The following is a 17,057-nucleotide window of genomic DNA, read 5'->3' on the forward strand; positions in this document are numbered from 1 at the left end:
CCCAAAGATACGCACCAAGCAGGCCTTCCTTTGCCCTCAATGCTGGATTTCCCGGCACCTCGCCTTACCAGACGTAGGAGACGAATGCCGAGACATTGTGCAGGTTCGCCGCCTTGTCCAAAACATGCCCCTGATAGTTCACGGCAAAGGACCAGCGGTTGTTCAGGTTCACCATCACCCCCGCGCCCACTCCCAGGCCGTTCTGCGACACCGCGCCCGTTCCCGTGCGGGTGACCACGCCCGGCACGCCGACCAGCGCCACATTTGCCGCGCTGGTTTCATTGAGATACTGCTTGTCCCAGGACAGACGCACCTGCGGAATGATGACGCCCCAGCCGCGGTCAAACCGCGCACTCCCCTGCCACCCCACCCGGCCCAGGATGGTGTCTGACCGCTGCCGGTCCACGCTCACCGCGCCTGGCCCGTTCTCGGCGTAGGGATTCGTGCTGGCATGGGCATAATTCACCCCCACAAAGGGCCCGTGGATGAAATCGCCCGCGGTAAAGTTGTGGCCCGTGTTGAACTGCACCGTGTGCACGGTGCTGTTCGGGCTGGAGAGCGCCGCTCCACGCATCACGCGGTGGTCCAGCATGGTGGCGGCGTACAGCAGGTCAGCATAGTTGCCGCCGCGGTGATAGGTGGCATACCCGGCCAGGGTGAGCGCATCCGTATCCACAGAGGCAATGCCATTCCTCAGGCGCGTCTGCGCACTGAGAGCCCCCACGCCGCCGCCCAGGGAGAGATGGTCCGTCACACGCAGCTCCATCCCCAGCGTGCCGCCGTAAATGTTCGTGCGCTGCCCGGAAGCACTGTTGGAAATCCCCGCATAGCCGTAGTCGAATGAGGAAAAGATGCGGAGCTGTCCGGCCCTGCCGCCGGTGCGCAGGCCCGCCAGGCGGGGCGGCGGGCCCGGGCCGTCGCCTTCGCCCAGCTCCACCAGTTCATCTTCGCCACCCAGATCAATCAGCACCGAGTTTGGGTCCGAGCCCGAGCCCTGCCCTGAGCGCGCACGGAACAGGCGCATGGCAAAGTCTTCCAGCAGCACGCTGGTGCTCTGCAGAGCCAGACTTTGCAGGCTCTGGGCCGTGAGCACCGCATCCGGCGGCACCACCGGAATGATGAGGATCGTCTTGGACCCTTGGAGAAGGTATTTCACGGCATCAGAGCCGTTTTCCGCCACCCACGTGGCGCCGTTGTCCGTCGAGCTCAGCAGAGGCGTGCCGCCCACGCTGGTGTAGATGCCGCCGGCATCGGTGGAGCCGTCCGCAATCCTGCGCACCTCGATGCCCGGCGGGCCCGGATTGTTCAAGGGGTCCCCCAGCGACAACACCACCCAGTAGCTGGTGTTCGGCGCCAGCGTCACGGCTCCGGCAGCGCCATTGGAAAAATCCTGAAAGCTGCCCTCCGTGAATGTCACAGGGATGCTCAGCGTGCCCACCAGCGCGGCTGGCGCGGAGCTCGCAGAAGTGAAAAACTCAGCGGTAAGCACATGCGCGATCCCATCGTTGTTGCTCGCCTGCACGGTGAGAAAGAGGTCCGTATAGGCGTCCGCGCCGGTGGTGAAGTCCCAAGCCACCCGCTGGGACTGGTCGGACAGTCCGAAGTTGGTCTGCTGATTGGGCTGGCCGTAGTTTGAGATCAGCGTCTCCTGCGCACGTAAGGCAGGGGTGGAGACGAACAAGGTGGCGGCGGCGAGAACGAAGAAACGGGCAGGCAGCATGGCTGGGTTTAAAGACTAAAAAAAGACGACGTAGCCGCCTTGTATTTTCCGGCGCTCCCCCAGTGTCAAGTCGAACTCATCCGCCAGCCGTATTGCGGCGCTCCGCATCACCCTTCAATAAAAAATACGTCTAATGGAGCGGTCCGCTGCCTACCTGCTCCCCATGCGTCGAGTTCGGAAATGTCGGCATCTTGCGACGCGGCTTCGAGCGTTGAGGGGGAGTGGCGTTGTCCACGTTGTTATCATCGATTGGACCAAAACGCGTAGCCGGCTGCCGCGAGCCCGCCAGGGCCAATGATCCAGGTATGCCACGATCCGCCCGCAATGGCTCCAAGGGTGCCGAGAATCCCAGCCCCCAGCAGATACGCAAAGCCAACAGCACGCAGCACCGGGCGTTCGACCTGATTAGCGGCATTGAAGAAGCCAACAGCAAAGCAAAGGCGAATGATGAATGAGGTCGTGGTCATGGAATTAGCGGCGCATCAAAAACTCATCCAGATTCATCACCACATTCGCCACCGCCGTCCACGCTGCGAGTTCCGCCACATCCGCATCCTTCGGCGCGGGGCCGAGCGGCTCCGTCGCCATCTTCGTGGCATCGGGGAGATCAGCACGATAGCTCGCCAGCGTCTCGTCATACAGCCGCGTCAGTGACGAAACCTCATGCGCATTCGGCCCGCGGGAGAGGCAGAGCCTGAAGAGCAGCGCCAGCCGTTCAGGCGTCCCTTTCGCCTCCGCCACCAGCCGCCGCGCCATGGCCTGGTGCGTCTCGATGAACACCGGATCATTCAACGTCACAAAGGCCTGCAGCGGCGTGTTCGTGCGGTTGCGGCGGATCATGCACACCTCGCGGTTTCCAGCGTCAAAAGTGGTGAAGCTCGCATAGGGGCTGTTGCGGCGCACTTCAGTGTAAAGGCTGCGGCGGTGCTTGTCCTCGCCCTCGCTCACGGTCCAGTCATTGCTGCGCCCAAAGGCGGTGCTGAGGCCGAGGCTCGGCGTCATGGGACGCACCGGCGGGCCGTACATCTTGGAGCTCAGCAGCCCGCTCACCGCCAGGGCCTGATCCCGCAGCAGCTCGCCCGTCGGGCGGAAGCGCGGCCCGCGCGCCAGCAGGCGGTTGTCAGGATCGCGCTCATTCAGCTCGGGCGTCGTCTTCGTGCTCTGCTGGTAGGCCGTGCTCGTGAGCATCAACTTGAGCATGTGCTTCATGTCCCAGCCGCTGTCCATCAGCTCCGCGGCCAGCCAGTCGAGCAGTTCCGGATGAAACGGCAGGTCTCCCTGGCTGCCAAACTCCTCGCTGCTGCGCACAATCCCCGTGCCAAAGATGCTTTCCCACAGACGGTTCACCGTCACGCGTGCGGTCAGCGGATTGTCGCGGCTCACCAGCCATTTCGCCATCGTCAGGCGGTTGCGCGGCGCATCCTTCGGCAGCGGATTGAAAGCCGCCGGTGTGGCCTCGCTCACTTCATCTCCCAGCGCCTGCCAGTTGCCGCGCAGTTGGATCTTCGTCACGCGGCGCTGCTTCGCATCCAGATCACGCATGATCGGCACCGTCACCGGCTTCAGCGCCGCGAGCTCCTTGTTTGCAGCCGCCAGTCGCGTGCGCTCCGCCGCCGACTGCTTGGCCACGTTCCGCACAAAGTAATCCACCACCACCTGCTGCTGCGCGGGCGTACGTTTGTCTTTGGCCTGCGCCAGCGCCGCCACCACCTTCTCCGGCACCTTCGTCACCTGCTGCACCCGCGCGTCTCCCGTGTAGCTCAGGCGGAAGCTGCCCAGCGTATGCTGCTTGAACTCGCTCTTCTGCACCAGCGTGATGCGCAGCTTTGAGCCCTGCGGCACCACCACCGGCGATGCCGCCAGCAGCGTCAGCGTATGCGGCTTGTCCGCTGCGCCAGACACCGCCCAGCCCTGCTGCTTCTTGCTCTTCGGCTTCAGCACCGAGGCCGCCGTAAAACCCTCCTGCTCATAATCCGCCAGCGCCGTGGTAAAACCCACCGCCACCGGCCCACCGATGGCAAAGGTCTTGTCCTTCTCTGGCGCAGGGGTGGCATCGCTCTTCCACACCGTCTGCCGTTGGTCATCCAGCAGCACCACGCGGAAGCCATCCAGCCGCTTGCCCACATTGCCATCCGTGCGATTCCACACCACCACGCGCTCCACCGCCTTCGCTGCTTTCAGGTCCACCTCCCACCACGGATCATTGTCCGTGCCCGCCGTGTGCGCCACGCTGCTCTTCGCGTAGTTCCCCTCGGTGTTGCCATCATTCGCGCGCTTGGCCGCGGCATCCGTGTAGGTGCTGCTCTGCGTGGCGGCGCCCTTCGTCGCGATGTTCTCACTCCCGCTGAAAACCTGCACCTCCGCAAGCTGCAGCATCTTCTTCTCCCCCGGCAGCTCCACCCGCACATAGCGCGCCTGCGGTGCCGGCCTCGCATCCGGCGGCATCACCTCCGCCTTCACATCGGTGATGACAAAGTTGCCAAATCCAGCCGCTGGCATCGTCTCAAGCCGCAGCGCGCTGAGCTTGTCGCCCGCCGCAGGCAGCTCCACCACATACACATCCGCGTCACTGTTCTTTGGAATGGAAACCGTGCCGCCCGCCGCCACCGTGGCGCTCTGTTTTGACTCCGTGCTCACCTGCCCCGGCTGCGGCGTCTGCCAGCCCAGATCACGCGCAAAGCCCTGGTCCCACGCATCCAGCCCTGCCAGCCATTCCGCCGCAGGCGCACCAAACTTCTTCTCCAGCGCCTCGATCTCGCCCTTCAGCTTCGCCCGCTGCTGGGTGAGCTCGGGCGTGTCAAAGCTGTGCAGCGGCACCTCGTCCTTCTTGTCGCTGTCCGCGCTCTGATTCAGGAAAGCGTAAAACTGAAAGTACTCGTTGATCGTGATGGGATCAAACTTGTGCGTGTGGCACTGCGCGCAGGCCATCGTCGTCCCCATCCACACCGCAAAGGTCGTGTTCACGCGGTCAATGATCGCCGCATTGCGAAACTCCTCGTCATCCGTCCCGCCCTCGTTCTGCGTCATCGTGTTGCGATGAAACGCCGTGGCGATGAGCTGGTCATCCGTTGGACTGGGCAGCAGATCGCCCGCGTTCTGCTCGATGGTGAACTGATCAAATGGCATGTTCGCATTCAGCGCCCGCACCACCCAGTCGCGATACGCCCAGATCTCCCGCGGCTGGTCACTCGGATACCCCGAGCTGTCCGCATAGCGCGCCAGATCCAGCCACTGCCGCGCCCAGTGTTCCCCATAGGCCGGGCTGGCCAGGTAATGCTCCACCACCTTCTCATACGGCAGCTTCCCCAGCGTCTCCAGCTCCGCCAGCGTCGGCGGCAGCCCCGTCAGATCCAGCGCCACCCGCCGGATCAGCGTCGCCGCATCCGCCGCCGGCCCATACTTCAGCCCTTCCTTCTCCAGCCGCTCCACCAAAAACGCATCCACCGGATTCAACTTTAAACCTGAAACTTGAGACTTTAAACTCGGTATGGTCGGCTTGACGACCTTCTCATAGCTCCAGTGCTTCCCCCACGGCGCCCCCTGCTTGATCCACTCCGTCAGCAACGCCAGTTGCGCGGGCGAGATGGTCTTATGCTGCTTCAGCGGCGGCATCACCTCATCCGGGTCCTTGCTCACGATGCGCTCCAGCAGCGCGCTTTTCTCCGGATGTCCCGGCACCACCGCCGTCACCCCATCATGGTCCTTCTTCGCACTCGCCTCCTCATCCAGGCGCAGCCCCGCCTCCCGCTTCTTTTCATCCGGGCCATGGCAGAAAAAGCAGTTCTCGCTCAGGATGGGCCGGATTTCTTTGGAAAACTGGATCGGGCGCGCTGCGGGCTCCGCCAGGGCGGATGAAGCGACAAGAAGAATGCTGAGGGGGCGGATCACGGGTGTGATACGCTTCAGAAGCTCCGATCTTGATGGCAAGCGGCATTCTCCATGCGTGGAGCGGTGGGCGGCGCTGCGTACGGGACCTTAAAACCCGCCTTTACCTTCGCCCTCCGCCCGCTACCATCCGCGCTCCCTTTTCCCCAGCCAATCATGTCCGCCGTCCCCACTGCCGCCCAGATCCGCCAGAGCTTCCTCGATTTCTTCAAGGAGAAGCAGCACACCATCGTCCCCAGCGACAACGTGGGCTACACCAGCCGCGACGGCGCACGCATTTTCACCAATGCCGGCATGAACCAGTTCGTCCCCATCTTCCTCGGCGAGCGCAGCGCGGATGTGGACACCTGGCCGGGCGTCCTGCACAAAGGCCTCCCCACCCGCGCGGCGGATACCCAGAAGTGCATCCGCGCCGGCGGCAAGCACAACGACCTCGAAGACGTCGGCCTCGACACCTACCACCACACCCTCTTCGAAATGCTGGGCAACTGGTCCTTCGGCGACTACTTCAAAAAGGAAGCCATCTCCTGGGCCTGGGAGCTCGTGATCGAGCGCTGGAAATTCCCCCCCACCCGCGTCTTCGCCACCATCTACCAGCCCGACAAATCCCAGAACGACCCCGCCGAGCGCGACCAGGAAGCCTGGGACATCTGGGCCGAAAAATTCCGCAGCATCGGTCTGGATCCCGACATCCACATCGTCAACGGCAACAAGAAGGACAACTTCTGGATGATGGGCGACACCGGCCCCTGCGGCCCCTGCACCGAGATCCACATCGACCTCACCCCCGGCCCTCGCGATCTCGATGAAGAACGCCAGCGCGCCGGTGCCAAGCTCGTCAATGGCAGCGACGCCAGCTGCATCGAAATCTGGAACAACGTCTTCATTCAATACAACGCCAATCCAGACGGCTCCTTCGTCCCCCTCCCCGCCCAGCACGTGGACACCGGCATGGGCTTCGAGCGCGTCTGCTCCATCATCCAGGGCACCAAAAACTTCACCGACTTCGAAAACGCCAAGATCAGCAACTACGACACCGACGTCTTCAAGCCCATCTTCGACGAACTCACCAAGCTCTCCGGCAAGACCTACGCCAGCACCCTGCCTAAAGCCAACGAGCAGGGCCACGTCGTCCCCGTCACCGAACAGGAAAAAATCGACGTCGCCTTCCGCGTCATCGCCGACCATTTGCGCACCCTCAGCTTCGCCATCGCCGACGGCATCCAGCCCGGCAACAGCGACCGCAACTACACCCTCCGCCGCATCCTCCGCCGCGCCGTGAAATACGGCCGCACGCTGGAGTTCAAAGAACCCTTCTTCTACAAACTCGTCGATGTCCTCGCCGCTCAAATGGGCGATGTGTTCCCCGAACTGCGCACCAAGAAGGAGCAGATCAAGAACGTGCTGAAGCTGGAAGAAGAAAGCTTCAATCGCACCTTGGACAAGGGCATCGCGTTGTTTGAAAAGGCTGTTTCTTTGGCGAGGTCGAACGAAACGAGCTTATCAAAAGGTTCAGACGGCCTATCCTACAACACTCATAAAGATGGAGAATTGATCGTCTCCAAAAAGAATGCCGATGGTTCCAGCACCAAGATGATTTCTGGTGAGCTTGCTTTCCGTCTCTATGACCAAGAAGGATTTCCCTTCGACTTAACAGAATTGATGGCACGCGAGCAGGGTTTGGGAGTTGATACAGCCACCTTCAATGAGCTCATGGAAGAGCAGCGCGAGCGTGCCCGCAGAGCGGGCAAAGAGAACAAACAAGTCGTCTCCGTCTCCGAAATCGAAACCAAAGCCCCGACGAAGTTCATCGGTTACGACCACCTCGAAGCGGATGTGAAAGTCCTCGAAGTCGTCGAGATGAAGGACAAGACCGCCGTCGTGCTCGACGTCTCCACCTGCTACGCCGAAATGGGCGGCCAGGTCGGCGATGCCGGCCAGCTCATCCTCGGCGCCAACACCTTCCCCATCAGCGCCACCACCAAAGTCGGCAACACCTGGCTCCACTTCCTCGAAGGCGATGAAGCCCCCGCTGTGGATGCCACGGTCAAGCTCATCGTCGATGCGCCACGCCGCCACGCCATCGAGCGCCACCACACCGTCACCCACATCCTGCACTGGGCCCTCCACGAAATCGTGAGCAAGGACGCCACGCAGAAAGGCTCCAACGTCACGCCCGACAAGCTCACCTTCGACTTCAACAGCGCCGCCCTCACCGCCCAGCAGCTCAGCGACATCGAACGCCTGGTGAACGAGCGCATCGTCGCCAACGAGCCCGTCTCCTGGACCGAAGTTCCCTACGTCGAAGCCAAGACCAACAAAGGCATCATGGCCCTCTTCGGTGAAAAATACGGCGACCTCGTCCGCGTCGTGCAGATCGGCGGCCAGCGCAACAAGCTCGACGGCTGGAGCATGGAGCTCTGCGGCGGCACCCACACGCGCGGCACCGGAGAAATCGGCCTCTTCCGTCTCGTCAGCGAAAGCGCCGTCGCCTCCGGCGTGCGCCGTATCGAAGCCATCGCCGGCCTCGAAGCCTACAACGCCGCCCGCGCCGATGCCGAATTACTAAAACTCCTCGCCGGCAAAGTCAGCGCTCAAGGAGCCGCCGATCTGGAGAAGAAGCTCGATCAAATCCTCACCCAGCAGAAGGAGCTCGAAAAAGCCCTCAAAGCCGCCCAGCAGCGCGAAGCCGCCGTGAAAGCCAAAGACCTCATCGCCACCGCCGCGAACAGCACCATCATCACCAATCTCGGCGATATCGATGCCGACTACGCCGTCGGCGTCGCCGAAGCCCTGAAAGCCAGCTTCAACGGCATCGTCGTCCTCGCCGCCACCGGAGGCGGCAGCGTCGCCCTCATCGCCAGCGTCGCCAAAGAGCACCAGGGCAAAGTCCAGGCCGGCAAGATCATCCAAACCATCGCCCCCATCGTCGGCGGCAAAGGCGGCGGCAAACCCGACTTCGCCCGCGGCGGCGGCAAAGACATCACCAAAGCCGACGCCGCCCTCGCCGAAGCCCGCAAGCTCTGTTCGTAGTTCGGCCTTCAGGCATTCTAAGTTCGTAGTTCGGGCTTCAGCCCGTTCTGCGCTCGTAGTTCGGCCTTCAGGCCGTCTGGAAAGACGGGCTGAAGCCCGAACTACAAACGCCGAACCTTGACGCTCGCAGCCTGCGGGGCAGACTTGGACACATGTACGCATGGCGTCGCATGACACTTGAGCAGCGCGAGAACGTCCTGCAATCACGCAAACTCCGCAGCCGCCCATGGCACACGCCGCCTCATCCCCTGGGCGGCGCAGGCGACTTTCACCTCACTGCGGCATGTTATGAGCATAAATCCATCATCGGTCACACGCCCGAACGAATGGATTCCTTTGCCGAGGACTTGCTTGCCTCATTGGAACCCTGCCAGATCCACGCATGGTGCCTCCTCCCCAATCACTACCACGTTTACATCACCACATCCGACTTGAAACAAACCCTCGCCACTCTCGGACGTCTCCATGGCCGGTCCTCCTTCACCTGGAATCGTGAAGAGGCACTGCGCGGCCGTCACATATGGCACAGCATTGCCGACCGGCAGATTCGCAATGAAGCCCACGGCTGGGCCACGCTGAACTACCTTCATCACAACCCGGTGCGCCACGGCTACGTCTCAAAGTGGCAGGATTGGCCCTGGTCCAGCGCTCGAGAGTATTTGAGCCACGTGGGTGAAACAGAGGCACTGAAACGCTGGAAAACATATCCCATCCTCGACTACGGCTCAGGCTGGGACCATTGACCCATTCTCAATCACCCACACCACCCGCCCACCCAGCGCACGCAGTTGTTCGGTCGTTCGTTTCGCAGCTGCGCAGCAGCCCATTCAGCGTTCGTAGTTAGGCCTTCAGGCCGTTCCGAGTTCGTAGTTCGGGCTTCAGCCCGTTCTGGAGTCATTGAACCACATCCAATCCTCACTTCTCGCATGACACCTTACTCCGAGCAGCGAACATCCCTCCCCCCAAGCCATGCGCCGCCTCGATCAACTCCTCTCCGCCCTCGGCTACTGCTCCCGCCGCGAGGCCATGGCCTTCGTCAAAGACGGTCGCGTGAAACTCAGCGGCACCGTCATCAAACGCTCCGACCAGCGCGTGGACGCCTCCCTCATCACCGTCGATGACCACCCTCTCGAAGCACCCGACGGCCTCCTCGCCATGTTTCACAAACCCGTCGGCTACGCCTGCACCCACAGCGCCGATGAAGGCCCCAACATCTACGAGCTTCTGCCTTCTCACTGGCCCGACCGCAACCCCGCAGTCACCAGCGTCGGCCGCCTCGACAAAGACACCAGCGGCCTCCTCCTCGTCACCGACATCGGCACCCTCGTCCACCGCTACACCTCCCCCAAATCCGACGTCGAAAAAACCTACCTCGTCGAAGTCGATCACGAGCTCGATCCCTCACTCATCCCCATCTTTGCCAAAGGCGATCTCATGCTCCGCAGCGAGGCCAAACCCTGCCTCCCCGCGCGGTTGGAAATCGTCTCCCCCCAAACCGCCCGCCTCACCCTCACCGAAGGCCGCTACCATCAGGTCCGCCGCATGTTCGCCAGCCAGGGCTGGCACGTCGAAAAACTCCACCGCGAACGCTTCGGCCCCTACACCCTCGGCGATCTCGCCGAAGGCGAGTGGCAGATGCTTTCGCTGGAACAAGTGCCCCACTAATCACGTTCACCGCAGCCATGAAATCGCTGCTCCCCCTCCTCGCGCTGGCCCTCACCACCCTCGCGTTCGCAGATCGTCCCAACATCCTCCTCGTCCTTGATGACGACCTCGGCTACGGCGATCTCGGCTGCTATGGCGCGAAGGACGTGCTCACACCGAATCTCGACAAGTTCGCCGCCGAGGGCCTGCGCTTCACCTCTTGCTACGCCGGGCATCCGAACTGCTCCCCCTCACGCACCGCGCTCATGACCGGCCGCACCCCCACCCGCGTCGGCGTGCGGGACTGGATTCCGGAAGACTCACCCGTCCACATGCGCCGCAGCGAGATCACCATCGCCAAACTCCTGCATGACGCGGGCTACGCCACCTGCCACGCCGGCAAGTGGCACATGAACGGGGAGTTCAACAAGCCCACGCAGCCGCAGCCCGGCGACCACGGCTTCGACCACTGGTTCGCCACTCACAACAACGCCTACCCCAATCACCACAACCCCGACAACTTCGTGCGCAACGGCGCCGAGGTCGGCAGGCTCGAAGGCTACGCCGCGCACCTCGTGGCCGATGAAGCCATGCGCTGGCTCGATGCACGCGACAAATCCAAGCCCTTCTTCGCCTACGTCTGCTTTCACGAGCCGCACGAGCCCATCTCCTCCGATGCCAGATACACCACATTATACCATTCCGATGATCCCAGCTTCAACGGCCACCACGGCAACATCTCCCAGATGGACGACGCCTTTGGCCGCCTCATGAAAAAGCTCGACGACTCCGGCCTGCGCGAAAACACCCTCGTCCTCTTCACCAGCGACAATGGCCCCGCCATCACCGCGCAGCATCCGCATGGCTCCGCCGGTCCGCTGCGCGATAAAAAAGGCAGCACCTTTGAAGGCGGCATCCGCATCCCCGGCATCCTCCGCTGGCCCGGCAAAACCAAGCCCGGCACCGCCAGCGACGAACCCATCAGCGGCGTCGATTTCCTCCCCACCATGTGCGCCGTCGTCGGGCTCCAGCCCCCGCAAGACCGCGCACTCGATGGCGCAAACTGGCTTCCGGTTCTCAGTGGCGGCAAAGTCACCCGCAAAACCCCGCTCTACTGGCATTTCAACCGCGCCACCAACGACGCCAAAGTCGCCATGCGTGTCGGTGACTGGAAAATCCTCGCCTCGCTCGACAAAGCACCACCCGCCCGCGGCAATGACATTACCGAAGAATCCGAGCGCGATTTTAAAACAGCCGCGCTCAAAGACTTCCTGCTCTTCAATCTCAGCACCGACATCGGCGAGAAAACGGATCTCGCAGCCACCGAGCCCGCGCGTCTTGCAGAGCTGAAGCCCCTGCTGGAGGCCAAATACGCCGAGGTGCAGTCGGAGGCGCCCACCTGGCCGGCCTGGAAATTCACCGGCGCCGAGGGAAAGAAGATCGAATGGCCGGACTACGTGAAAAATAAAAAAGCAGCGCCCAAGAAACCTTGAGCGCTGCGTGAATCTAAAACCGGGCTTTGTCAGGCCGGATTAATGGTGGTGTCCGCCGCCGTGGCCGCCAAAGGAGTGGCCGCCACCGCCGAAGGAATGACCCCCTGCACCGCCGAAGCTGTGTCCGCTGCCGCCAAAGTTATGCCCGCCCAGGCTGTGGCCCCCGAAGGAGCCGCCCCCGAAGTGCGGGACGTTGTGACTGGCAAACGAAGAACCGATGAAGTTGTGCCCGCCGGTATGTCCGAAGTTGCCGAAGGAACTCCGGCCGAAGTTAAAGGCAGACAGGTTGGTCCGGTTGTTCACAAAGGGCGTGCTGTGGTGGTACCGGTTGTAGTAGCCGGAGTTGCCAAAGCCGCCGAAAGAGCGGTAGGAGCTTGGATAATAACCTCTGTTATAGTAGTTATTGTAAACATAGGGGCGAGAGTAGCCACCGTAGTAGCCGCCTAAGCCCAGGCCACCCAGACCCAGCAGAGGGCTGGAGTAGTAGTTGTTGTTGTAGTAGCTGCTGCCGTAACCGCCGTAGCCACCGTACCCCCCGTAGCCATAGCCGGGATAGCCGTACATATCGCACGAGGAGAGTGAAAGAGCGGCGACAAGCGCACCGCACAGGAGGAGAAGTTTCGCTTTCATAACGACTAATTCGACGCCCGCCCCCGGCTTGTATTCAGATTTAATTTTGACTATCTTAAAATCCAACTCCGCCCTGAAGCTTGAACCTCATGCGCCTCTGCGGGATGATGTCCGCCCTCTTTCCAGTATTCCCACATGTCCGCCGACTCCGTCACTCCTTCCACCACCCTTCTGACCCTCTCTCCTGAAGAAGCCCGCGTGATCGGATGCTTGATCGAAAAAGAAATCACGCTTCCGGACTACTACCCCATGACGCTGAATGCACTGGTCACCGCCTGCAATCAGACCACCAATCGCGACCCCATCGTACGCTATGACGAGCGCACCGTGCTCCGCGCGCTGGAGTCCATGAAGTCCCGCGGCTGCGTGTTTGAAGTAAACATCGTCGGCGGCCGCGCCGTGAAGTACCGGCACAATCTCAAAGGCAGGCTCCCCGGCCTGGACCGCTCCCACATGGCCCTGCTCTGCATGCTGCTTCTGCGCGGTTCACAAACCGCCGGCGAGCTCCGCCAGCGCACCGAGCGCCTCTTCGAGTTCCCCGACATGCCCAGCGTGGAAAACTCCCTGGCAGAGCTCATCGGCTACCATGAGGGCCCCCTCGTGCAGTGCATCCCCGCCGGCCCCGGCCAGCGCGTGGCCCAGTTCATGCATCTGCTCTCCGGCGAGGTGACGGACACAAGCCCAAGCGCACCCACAGCCGCAGCCCCCGCTCCGGCCGCTCCCGCAGCGGATGACGCTTCGGACGCCGACTGGCGCGCCAGGATGGAGGCGGAAATCTCCCTGCTGAAGGCCCAGGTCTCCCGCCTGCAGACCCTCATCGGCGCCGTGAAGTAAAGCATTGCCAGAGTGTGCGCATTGCACATGCTCACGGCATCATGCGCCCCCTGCTCTGCCTGTTCGCTCTCGCTGCCCCCCTTGGTTTGCCCGCGCTTCATGCAGCGGATCAGGCCCCCTTCAAAAAGGAGGAGCTGCACGCGCTCATCCGCGAGGTGGCCGCCAGGATCGAGGAGAAATACAAAGGCTCCCGTCCGGAGGCAGACGGCCTCGTGCAGCACGTGGAGGAAATCCTCATGCTGCCAGAACCTCCCCCGCCATCTGCGGATGACCGCCCTTCCATGCTCGCCAGAAAGATGACCCTGCTCACGGATCGGGCGGGTTTCACCAGCTCCATCGGCGGCGTGCGCGGCGCCGTGTTTGACAATACCGACACCGGCTTCATGCAGCGCTATCACGATCTGGAATCCACGGACGCGCAGGATGCCGAGGAAGTCTGGCGCTGGCTGGAGATGGCGGATGCCGCGCGCCGCCTGAAGTGGTCGGACAAAGCAGAGACCTGCACCCAGCGGGCGCTCGGCGCCGCGCGCGCTCTCGTCTCCCGCCAGCCAAAAAATGCCGAGGCTCATGCGCTTCTGGGGCTGGCTCTCGAATGGAGCAGCGAAAAACTCGCCACCCTCCAGACCGCCCTGAAGCTGGACGCCCGCCAGCCTCTCGCCCTCCATGAAATGCTGGACCGCCGCCTCTCACAGGCGCTGGAGGCTGCCGCTCTGCGCCGTGAAGTCGCCCTCGAAGAAAAATCACTCGCCTACCAGACTGTCGCCCGCGCTTTGCACGAGCGCGCCCTCACGGAGGAGGAGACCCTCGCCTTCGAGCGCCGGCAGGAGGAGCTCCGGCATGAGCTCGTTCAGTTGCTCGCCCTCGCGCAGGAGCGTCATGATCTGACCGTGTACATCAAAACCGTGGGCCTCCTCTCCGAGCTCCGCCAGAACCGCAAGGAGGTCGCCCTCGCGGCCAGACGTCCCCAGGATGAGAGCTTCGAAAGGTTCCTGGCCCGGCTCGCCCTCATGCTGGCCGCAAATTCCCTCACCGTCTTTGAAGACGACGAACTCCTGCGCACCTCTCTGAACCTCGCCGCCGAAGATCCAGAGACCACCGGCACCATCGTTCTCCTCACCATCATCGGCGACGGCATGCGTGCGCAAACCACCCGCCAAAAACCGGCCGAGTCCCGCATGGACCAGATTCGCCTGGCCTTTGGCAGGCTCACCGAAATGGCCGCCGCGGATGACACCCCGCGCGCCGCCCGCGCCGCGGAGGCCGCCTTCATCCTGGAGCTGGGCCTCATGATGGTCATCCAGCGGGAGCCTACGCGCATGGACCTGCTGCTGCGCGCCATCCATCTGGATCCCTTCCGTCAGCGCACCCAGCACATGCTCACGGCCCTGTGCGCCGGCATGCTGCCGAAATTTGATGATCCCGCCGCTGCCGCCGCCCTCACGCTCACAGAGCTGGCCCTGCTGCCCAGCCGCCAGACCCGCCGCACCTGCGCCGCCGCCCTTTCCAGAGTCCGTGACTGGCCTGCTGCCCAGCGCTATCTGGATGCCTGCCTCCGCGAAGAGCCGGACCACCTGAGCCTCCTTTCTCAGAAAGCCGTCACCATTCTGCGGGAAAGCCAGTCCAAGGCCGCGCAAAAAAAGGCCCAGATCTATTTTCAGAAGATCGACTCCCTGCGCGAAAAAACCGGCGCCAAGCCGGACAACGATGACCTTCAGGTCATCACCCGCAATCACATCCTCTTCCTCATGATCAGCGGCAAAAACGACGCCGCCCGTGAAGAGCTGGCCTCCGCCAAACGCGACAAAATCCTCGACGACAAAGAATGCCAGGAGCTGGAAAAGCTGCTGCCCTGATTTCTTCCCGCACACACAAAGCGCGGTTCTCGATAACCCTCGATAACCACGCCGGACTCGCACAAGCCACGCACCCCATTAGGCATCGCGCCTAGATATTTTCGCGCCCTCACACGCAATAACCCATTGCCACCGCGCCCCCTTTTCAAGAGTATCGCGGCATGCACCGCCGCCTCACGTGCCTCTGCCTCGCTGTCGCAGCCATGTCCTGTGCCATCCTGCGCGCCGGGGAGAATGAACTCCTGCTGGACAAGGAAAAAGTACACGCCCTCATCCGCGAAGCAGCCGCCAAAATCGAGGAGAAGTACAAGGCTTCGCGACCCGAGGCCGACGGCCTCGCCCAGCGCGTGGAGCAGGTCCTCTCCACCCCCGCCCCCCCGCCGCCGGCAGACCGCCCGCAAAAACTCGCGGTCAAGCTGCTGCTGATGTCCAATGAAGGCTCCTTCCACAGCGGCATCCGCGGCATCTCTGGCGCCGTCTTTGACAACACTCCCACCGGTTTCGCCCAGCAATACCAGGACCTGGAATCCACCAGTGCTCGAGATGCCGCTGAAGTCTGGCGCTGGCTCAAAATGGCAGACGCCGCACGCGTCCTCAAATGGCAGGACAAAAAGGAGCTGTGCACCCAGCGCGCCGTGGGCGCCGCACGCGCGCTCGTCAGCCGCGAGCCCAAAAACGCCGAAGCCCACGCGCTGCTGGCTCTGTCCCTTGAATGGGGCGCCGAGAAACTCGCCGAACTGCAGACCGCCCTCAGGCTGGATCCCAGGCAGCCTGTGGCGCTGAATGAAATGCTGGATCACCGCATCGCGCAGGGCCTGGAGGCCGCCGCCACCCGCCAGGGCACCCGCCTGGAGGAAAAATCCAGGGATGTGACCCAAGCCCTCTTTGACCATCCTCTCAACGAGGAGGAGGCCGTGGCCTATGAGCGCCAGCTCATCGACATGGAGCATGAGCTCAAGAAACTCTTCTCCCTCGCCCAGGAGCGCGGCGATTTGTGGACTCACCTCAACAACATCGTGCTCCAGTCCTCCCTCGCCCAGAATCGCGACCTCGTGGCCGCCGCAGCCGACCGCCCGCCTGACGAAGATCTCGAAAAATTTCGGGACCGCATGAAAAACCTGCTGATGAAGCACCTGTTTTCGTTGCTCTCGGACGAGAAGCTCCTCACTCCCTCGCTGAAGCTCGCGGACGGTGATCCCGAGGCCACCGGCGCCATTGTGCTGATGGCCATTCTCGGCGATGGCATGAATGCGAAGGCGGAAGGCCGCCCGCCCAGCGAAGAAGTCAGGAATATCTGCCGTCCCGCCATTGACCGCCTGGCCGAAATGGCCGCCGCCACTTCGACTGTGCGCGCGGCACGCGCCGCCGAGGCCGTGCTTCTCGCCGATCTCAGTCGCTGCTTCCTCCTTGAGGAGCCACCCAAAAAAGTGGACCAGCTCATGCGCGCCATCCACCTGGATCCCTTCCGCCCACGCACCCAGACGATCCTCATGCTCCTCTGCTCTGGCGAACTCTCCAAGGACAGGGACGTGCCTGCCGTCACTGCCCTCTCCATGACAGAACTCGCCCTGCTGCCGGATCTCACGCGCCGCCGCGCCTGCGCCGCCTGGCTCGCCCGCGTGGGTGACTGGCCCGCTGCCCATCACCTGCTGGACACCTGCCTCCGTGATCATCCGGACCACATCGGCCTGCTCAATCAAAAAGCCTCCACCCTGCTGCGCGAGAACCAGTCCAAGGCCTCACAAAAGAAAGCCGCCGTCTATTTCAACAAAATCGAAGCCGTGCTCGACAAGCCGGACGCCAGCCCTGACCCCTCGGAGCTCACACCCCTCGCGCGCAATCACATTCTCTTTCTCATGATCGGCGGCAAAAACGACGAGGCCCGTGAAGAACTCGCCAAGGCCGGAGACAACGGCATCCTGGATGCCGAAGAATGCCAGAAGCTCGAAAAGCTCCTGCCCTGAT

Annotated in this window: 11 protein-coding genes; 7 read left to right on the top strand and 4 right to left on the bottom strand. The window is 62.7% G+C overall.

Going from position 1 to position 17,057, the window contains the following annotated elements:
* Positions 1–64: 64 nt before the first annotated feature.
* The 3 genes from ACILSQ_RS02130 to ACILSQ_RS02140 all read right to left on the bottom strand — a co-directional run bounded on the left by ACILSQ_RS02130 (position 65) and on the right by ACILSQ_RS02140 (position 5,608).
* Complete coding sequence (locus tag ACILSQ_RS02130; protein ID WP_395741926.1) at positions 65–1,720, bottom strand: autotransporter domain-containing protein; 1,656 nt, start codon at positions 1,718–1,720, stop codon at positions 65–67.
* Between the two features lie 242 nt (positions 1,721–1,962).
* On the bottom strand, positions 1,963–2,187 hold the full coding sequence (locus ACILSQ_RS02135) for a hypothetical protein (protein ID WP_395741927.1): 225 nt from the start codon (positions 2,185–2,187) through the stop codon (positions 1,963–1,965).
* Positions 2,188–2,191: 4 nt separating this feature from the next.
* Positions 2,192–5,608 carry a DUF1553 domain-containing protein gene (locus ACILSQ_RS02140; protein ID WP_395741928.1) on the bottom strand — a complete coding sequence of 1,139 codons (3,417 nt, stop codon included), beginning with the start codon at positions 5,606–5,608 and terminating at the stop codon, positions 2,192–2,194.
* A 153-nt stretch (positions 5,609–5,761) separates the two neighbouring features.
* Here ACILSQ_RS02140 and ACILSQ_RS02145 point away from each other — a divergent pair, with 153 nt between their 5' ends.
* The 4 genes from ACILSQ_RS02145 to ACILSQ_RS02160 all read left to right on the top strand — a co-directional run bounded on the left by ACILSQ_RS02145 (position 5,762) and on the right by ACILSQ_RS02160 (position 11,775).
* Positions 5,762–8,638: an alanine--tRNA ligase gene (locus ACILSQ_RS02145; RefSeq protein ID WP_395741929.1), complete on the top strand. Its 2,877-nt coding sequence runs from the start codon at positions 5,762–5,764 to the stop codon at positions 8,636–8,638.
* A gap of 170 nt (positions 8,639–8,808) precedes the next feature.
* On the top strand, positions 8,809–9,381 hold the full coding sequence (locus tag ACILSQ_RS02150; protein ID WP_395741930.1) for a transposase: 573 nt from the start codon (positions 8,809–8,811) through the stop codon (positions 9,379–9,381).
* 226 nt (positions 9,382–9,607) lie between these two features.
* Positions 9,608–10,303, top strand: coding sequence for a pseudouridine synthase (locus ACILSQ_RS02155; protein WP_395741931.1), 696 nt, complete (start codon positions 9,608–9,610; stop codon positions 10,301–10,303).
* A 17-nt stretch (positions 10,304–10,320) separates the two neighbouring features.
* Entirely contained in the window at positions 10,321–11,775 is a 1,455-nt protein-coding gene (locus tag ACILSQ_RS02160) for a sulfatase-like hydrolase/transferase (RefSeq protein WP_395741932.1), read from the top strand.
* Positions 11,776–11,814: 39 nt separating this feature from the next.
* Here the strand turns inward: ACILSQ_RS02160 and ACILSQ_RS02165 are convergent, their stop codons facing one another.
* Positions 11,815–12,405: a hypothetical protein gene (locus ACILSQ_RS02165; RefSeq protein WP_395741933.1), complete on the bottom strand. Its 591-nt coding sequence runs from the start codon at positions 12,403–12,405 to the stop codon at positions 11,815–11,817.
* A 135-nt stretch (positions 12,406–12,540) separates the two neighbouring features.
* Here ACILSQ_RS02165 and ACILSQ_RS02170 point away from each other — a divergent pair, with 135 nt between their 5' ends.
* From ACILSQ_RS02170 to ACILSQ_RS02180, 3 genes are all read left to right on the top strand, one after another.
* Positions 12,541–13,239 carry a YceH family protein gene (locus ACILSQ_RS02170; RefSeq protein WP_395741934.1) on the top strand — a complete coding sequence of 233 codons (699 nt, stop codon included), beginning with the start codon at positions 12,541–12,543 and terminating at the stop codon, positions 13,237–13,239.
* Positions 13,240–13,280: 41 nt separating this feature from the next.
* Positions 13,281–15,092 carry a hypothetical protein gene (locus ACILSQ_RS02175; RefSeq protein ID WP_395741935.1) on the top strand — a complete coding sequence of 604 codons (1,812 nt, stop codon included), beginning with the start codon at positions 13,281–13,283 and terminating at the stop codon, positions 15,090–15,092.
* A gap of 161 nt (positions 15,093–15,253) precedes the next feature.
* Complete coding sequence (locus ACILSQ_RS02180) at positions 15,254–17,056, top strand: hypothetical protein (RefSeq protein ID WP_395741936.1); 1,803 nt, start codon at positions 15,254–15,256, stop codon at positions 17,054–17,056.
* Position 17,057: the final 1 nt, after the last annotated feature.

Source organism: Prosthecobacter sp., assembly GCF_044227185.1.
Lineage (GTDB): Bacteria > Verrucomicrobiota > Verrucomicrobiia > Verrucomicrobiales > Verrucomicrobiaceae > Prosthecobacter.

Excerpts from the sequence above, each read along its gene's own strand:
- ACILSQ_RS02130 (WP_395741926.1), bottom strand. The coding sequence starts at position 1,720 with ATGCTGCCTGCCCGTTTCTTCGTTCTCGCCGCCGCCACCTTGTTCGTC.
- ACILSQ_RS02135 (WP_395741927.1), bottom strand. The coding sequence starts at position 2,187 with ATGACCACGACCTCATTCATCATTCGCCTTTGCTTTGCTGTTGGCTTC.
- ACILSQ_RS02145 (WP_395741929.1), top strand. The coding sequence starts at position 5,762 with ATGTCCGCCGTCCCCACTGCCGCCCAGATCCGCCAGAGCTTCCTCGAT.
- ACILSQ_RS02150 (WP_395741930.1), top strand. The coding sequence starts at position 8,809 with ATGACACTTGAGCAGCGCGAGAACGTCCTGCAATCACGCAAACTCCGC.
- ACILSQ_RS02155 (WP_395741931.1), top strand. The coding sequence starts at position 9,608 with ATGCGCCGCCTCGATCAACTCCTCTCCGCCCTCGGCTACTGCTCCCGC.
- ACILSQ_RS02160 (WP_395741932.1), top strand. The coding sequence starts at position 10,321 with ATGAAATCGCTGCTCCCCCTCCTCGCGCTGGCCCTCACCACCCTCGCG.
- ACILSQ_RS02165 (WP_395741933.1), bottom strand. The coding sequence starts at position 12,405 with ATGAAAGCGAAACTTCTCCTCCTGTGCGGTGCGCTTGTCGCCGCTCTT.
- ACILSQ_RS02170 (WP_395741934.1), top strand. The coding sequence starts at position 12,541 with ATGTCCGCCGACTCCGTCACTCCTTCCACCACCCTTCTGACCCTCTCT.
- ACILSQ_RS02175 (WP_395741935.1), top strand. The coding sequence starts at position 13,281 with ATGCGCCCCCTGCTCTGCCTGTTCGCTCTCGCTGCCCCCCTTGGTTTG.
- ACILSQ_RS02180 (WP_395741936.1), top strand. The coding sequence starts at position 15,254 with ATGCACCGCCGCCTCACGTGCCTCTGCCTCGCTGTCGCAGCCATGTCC.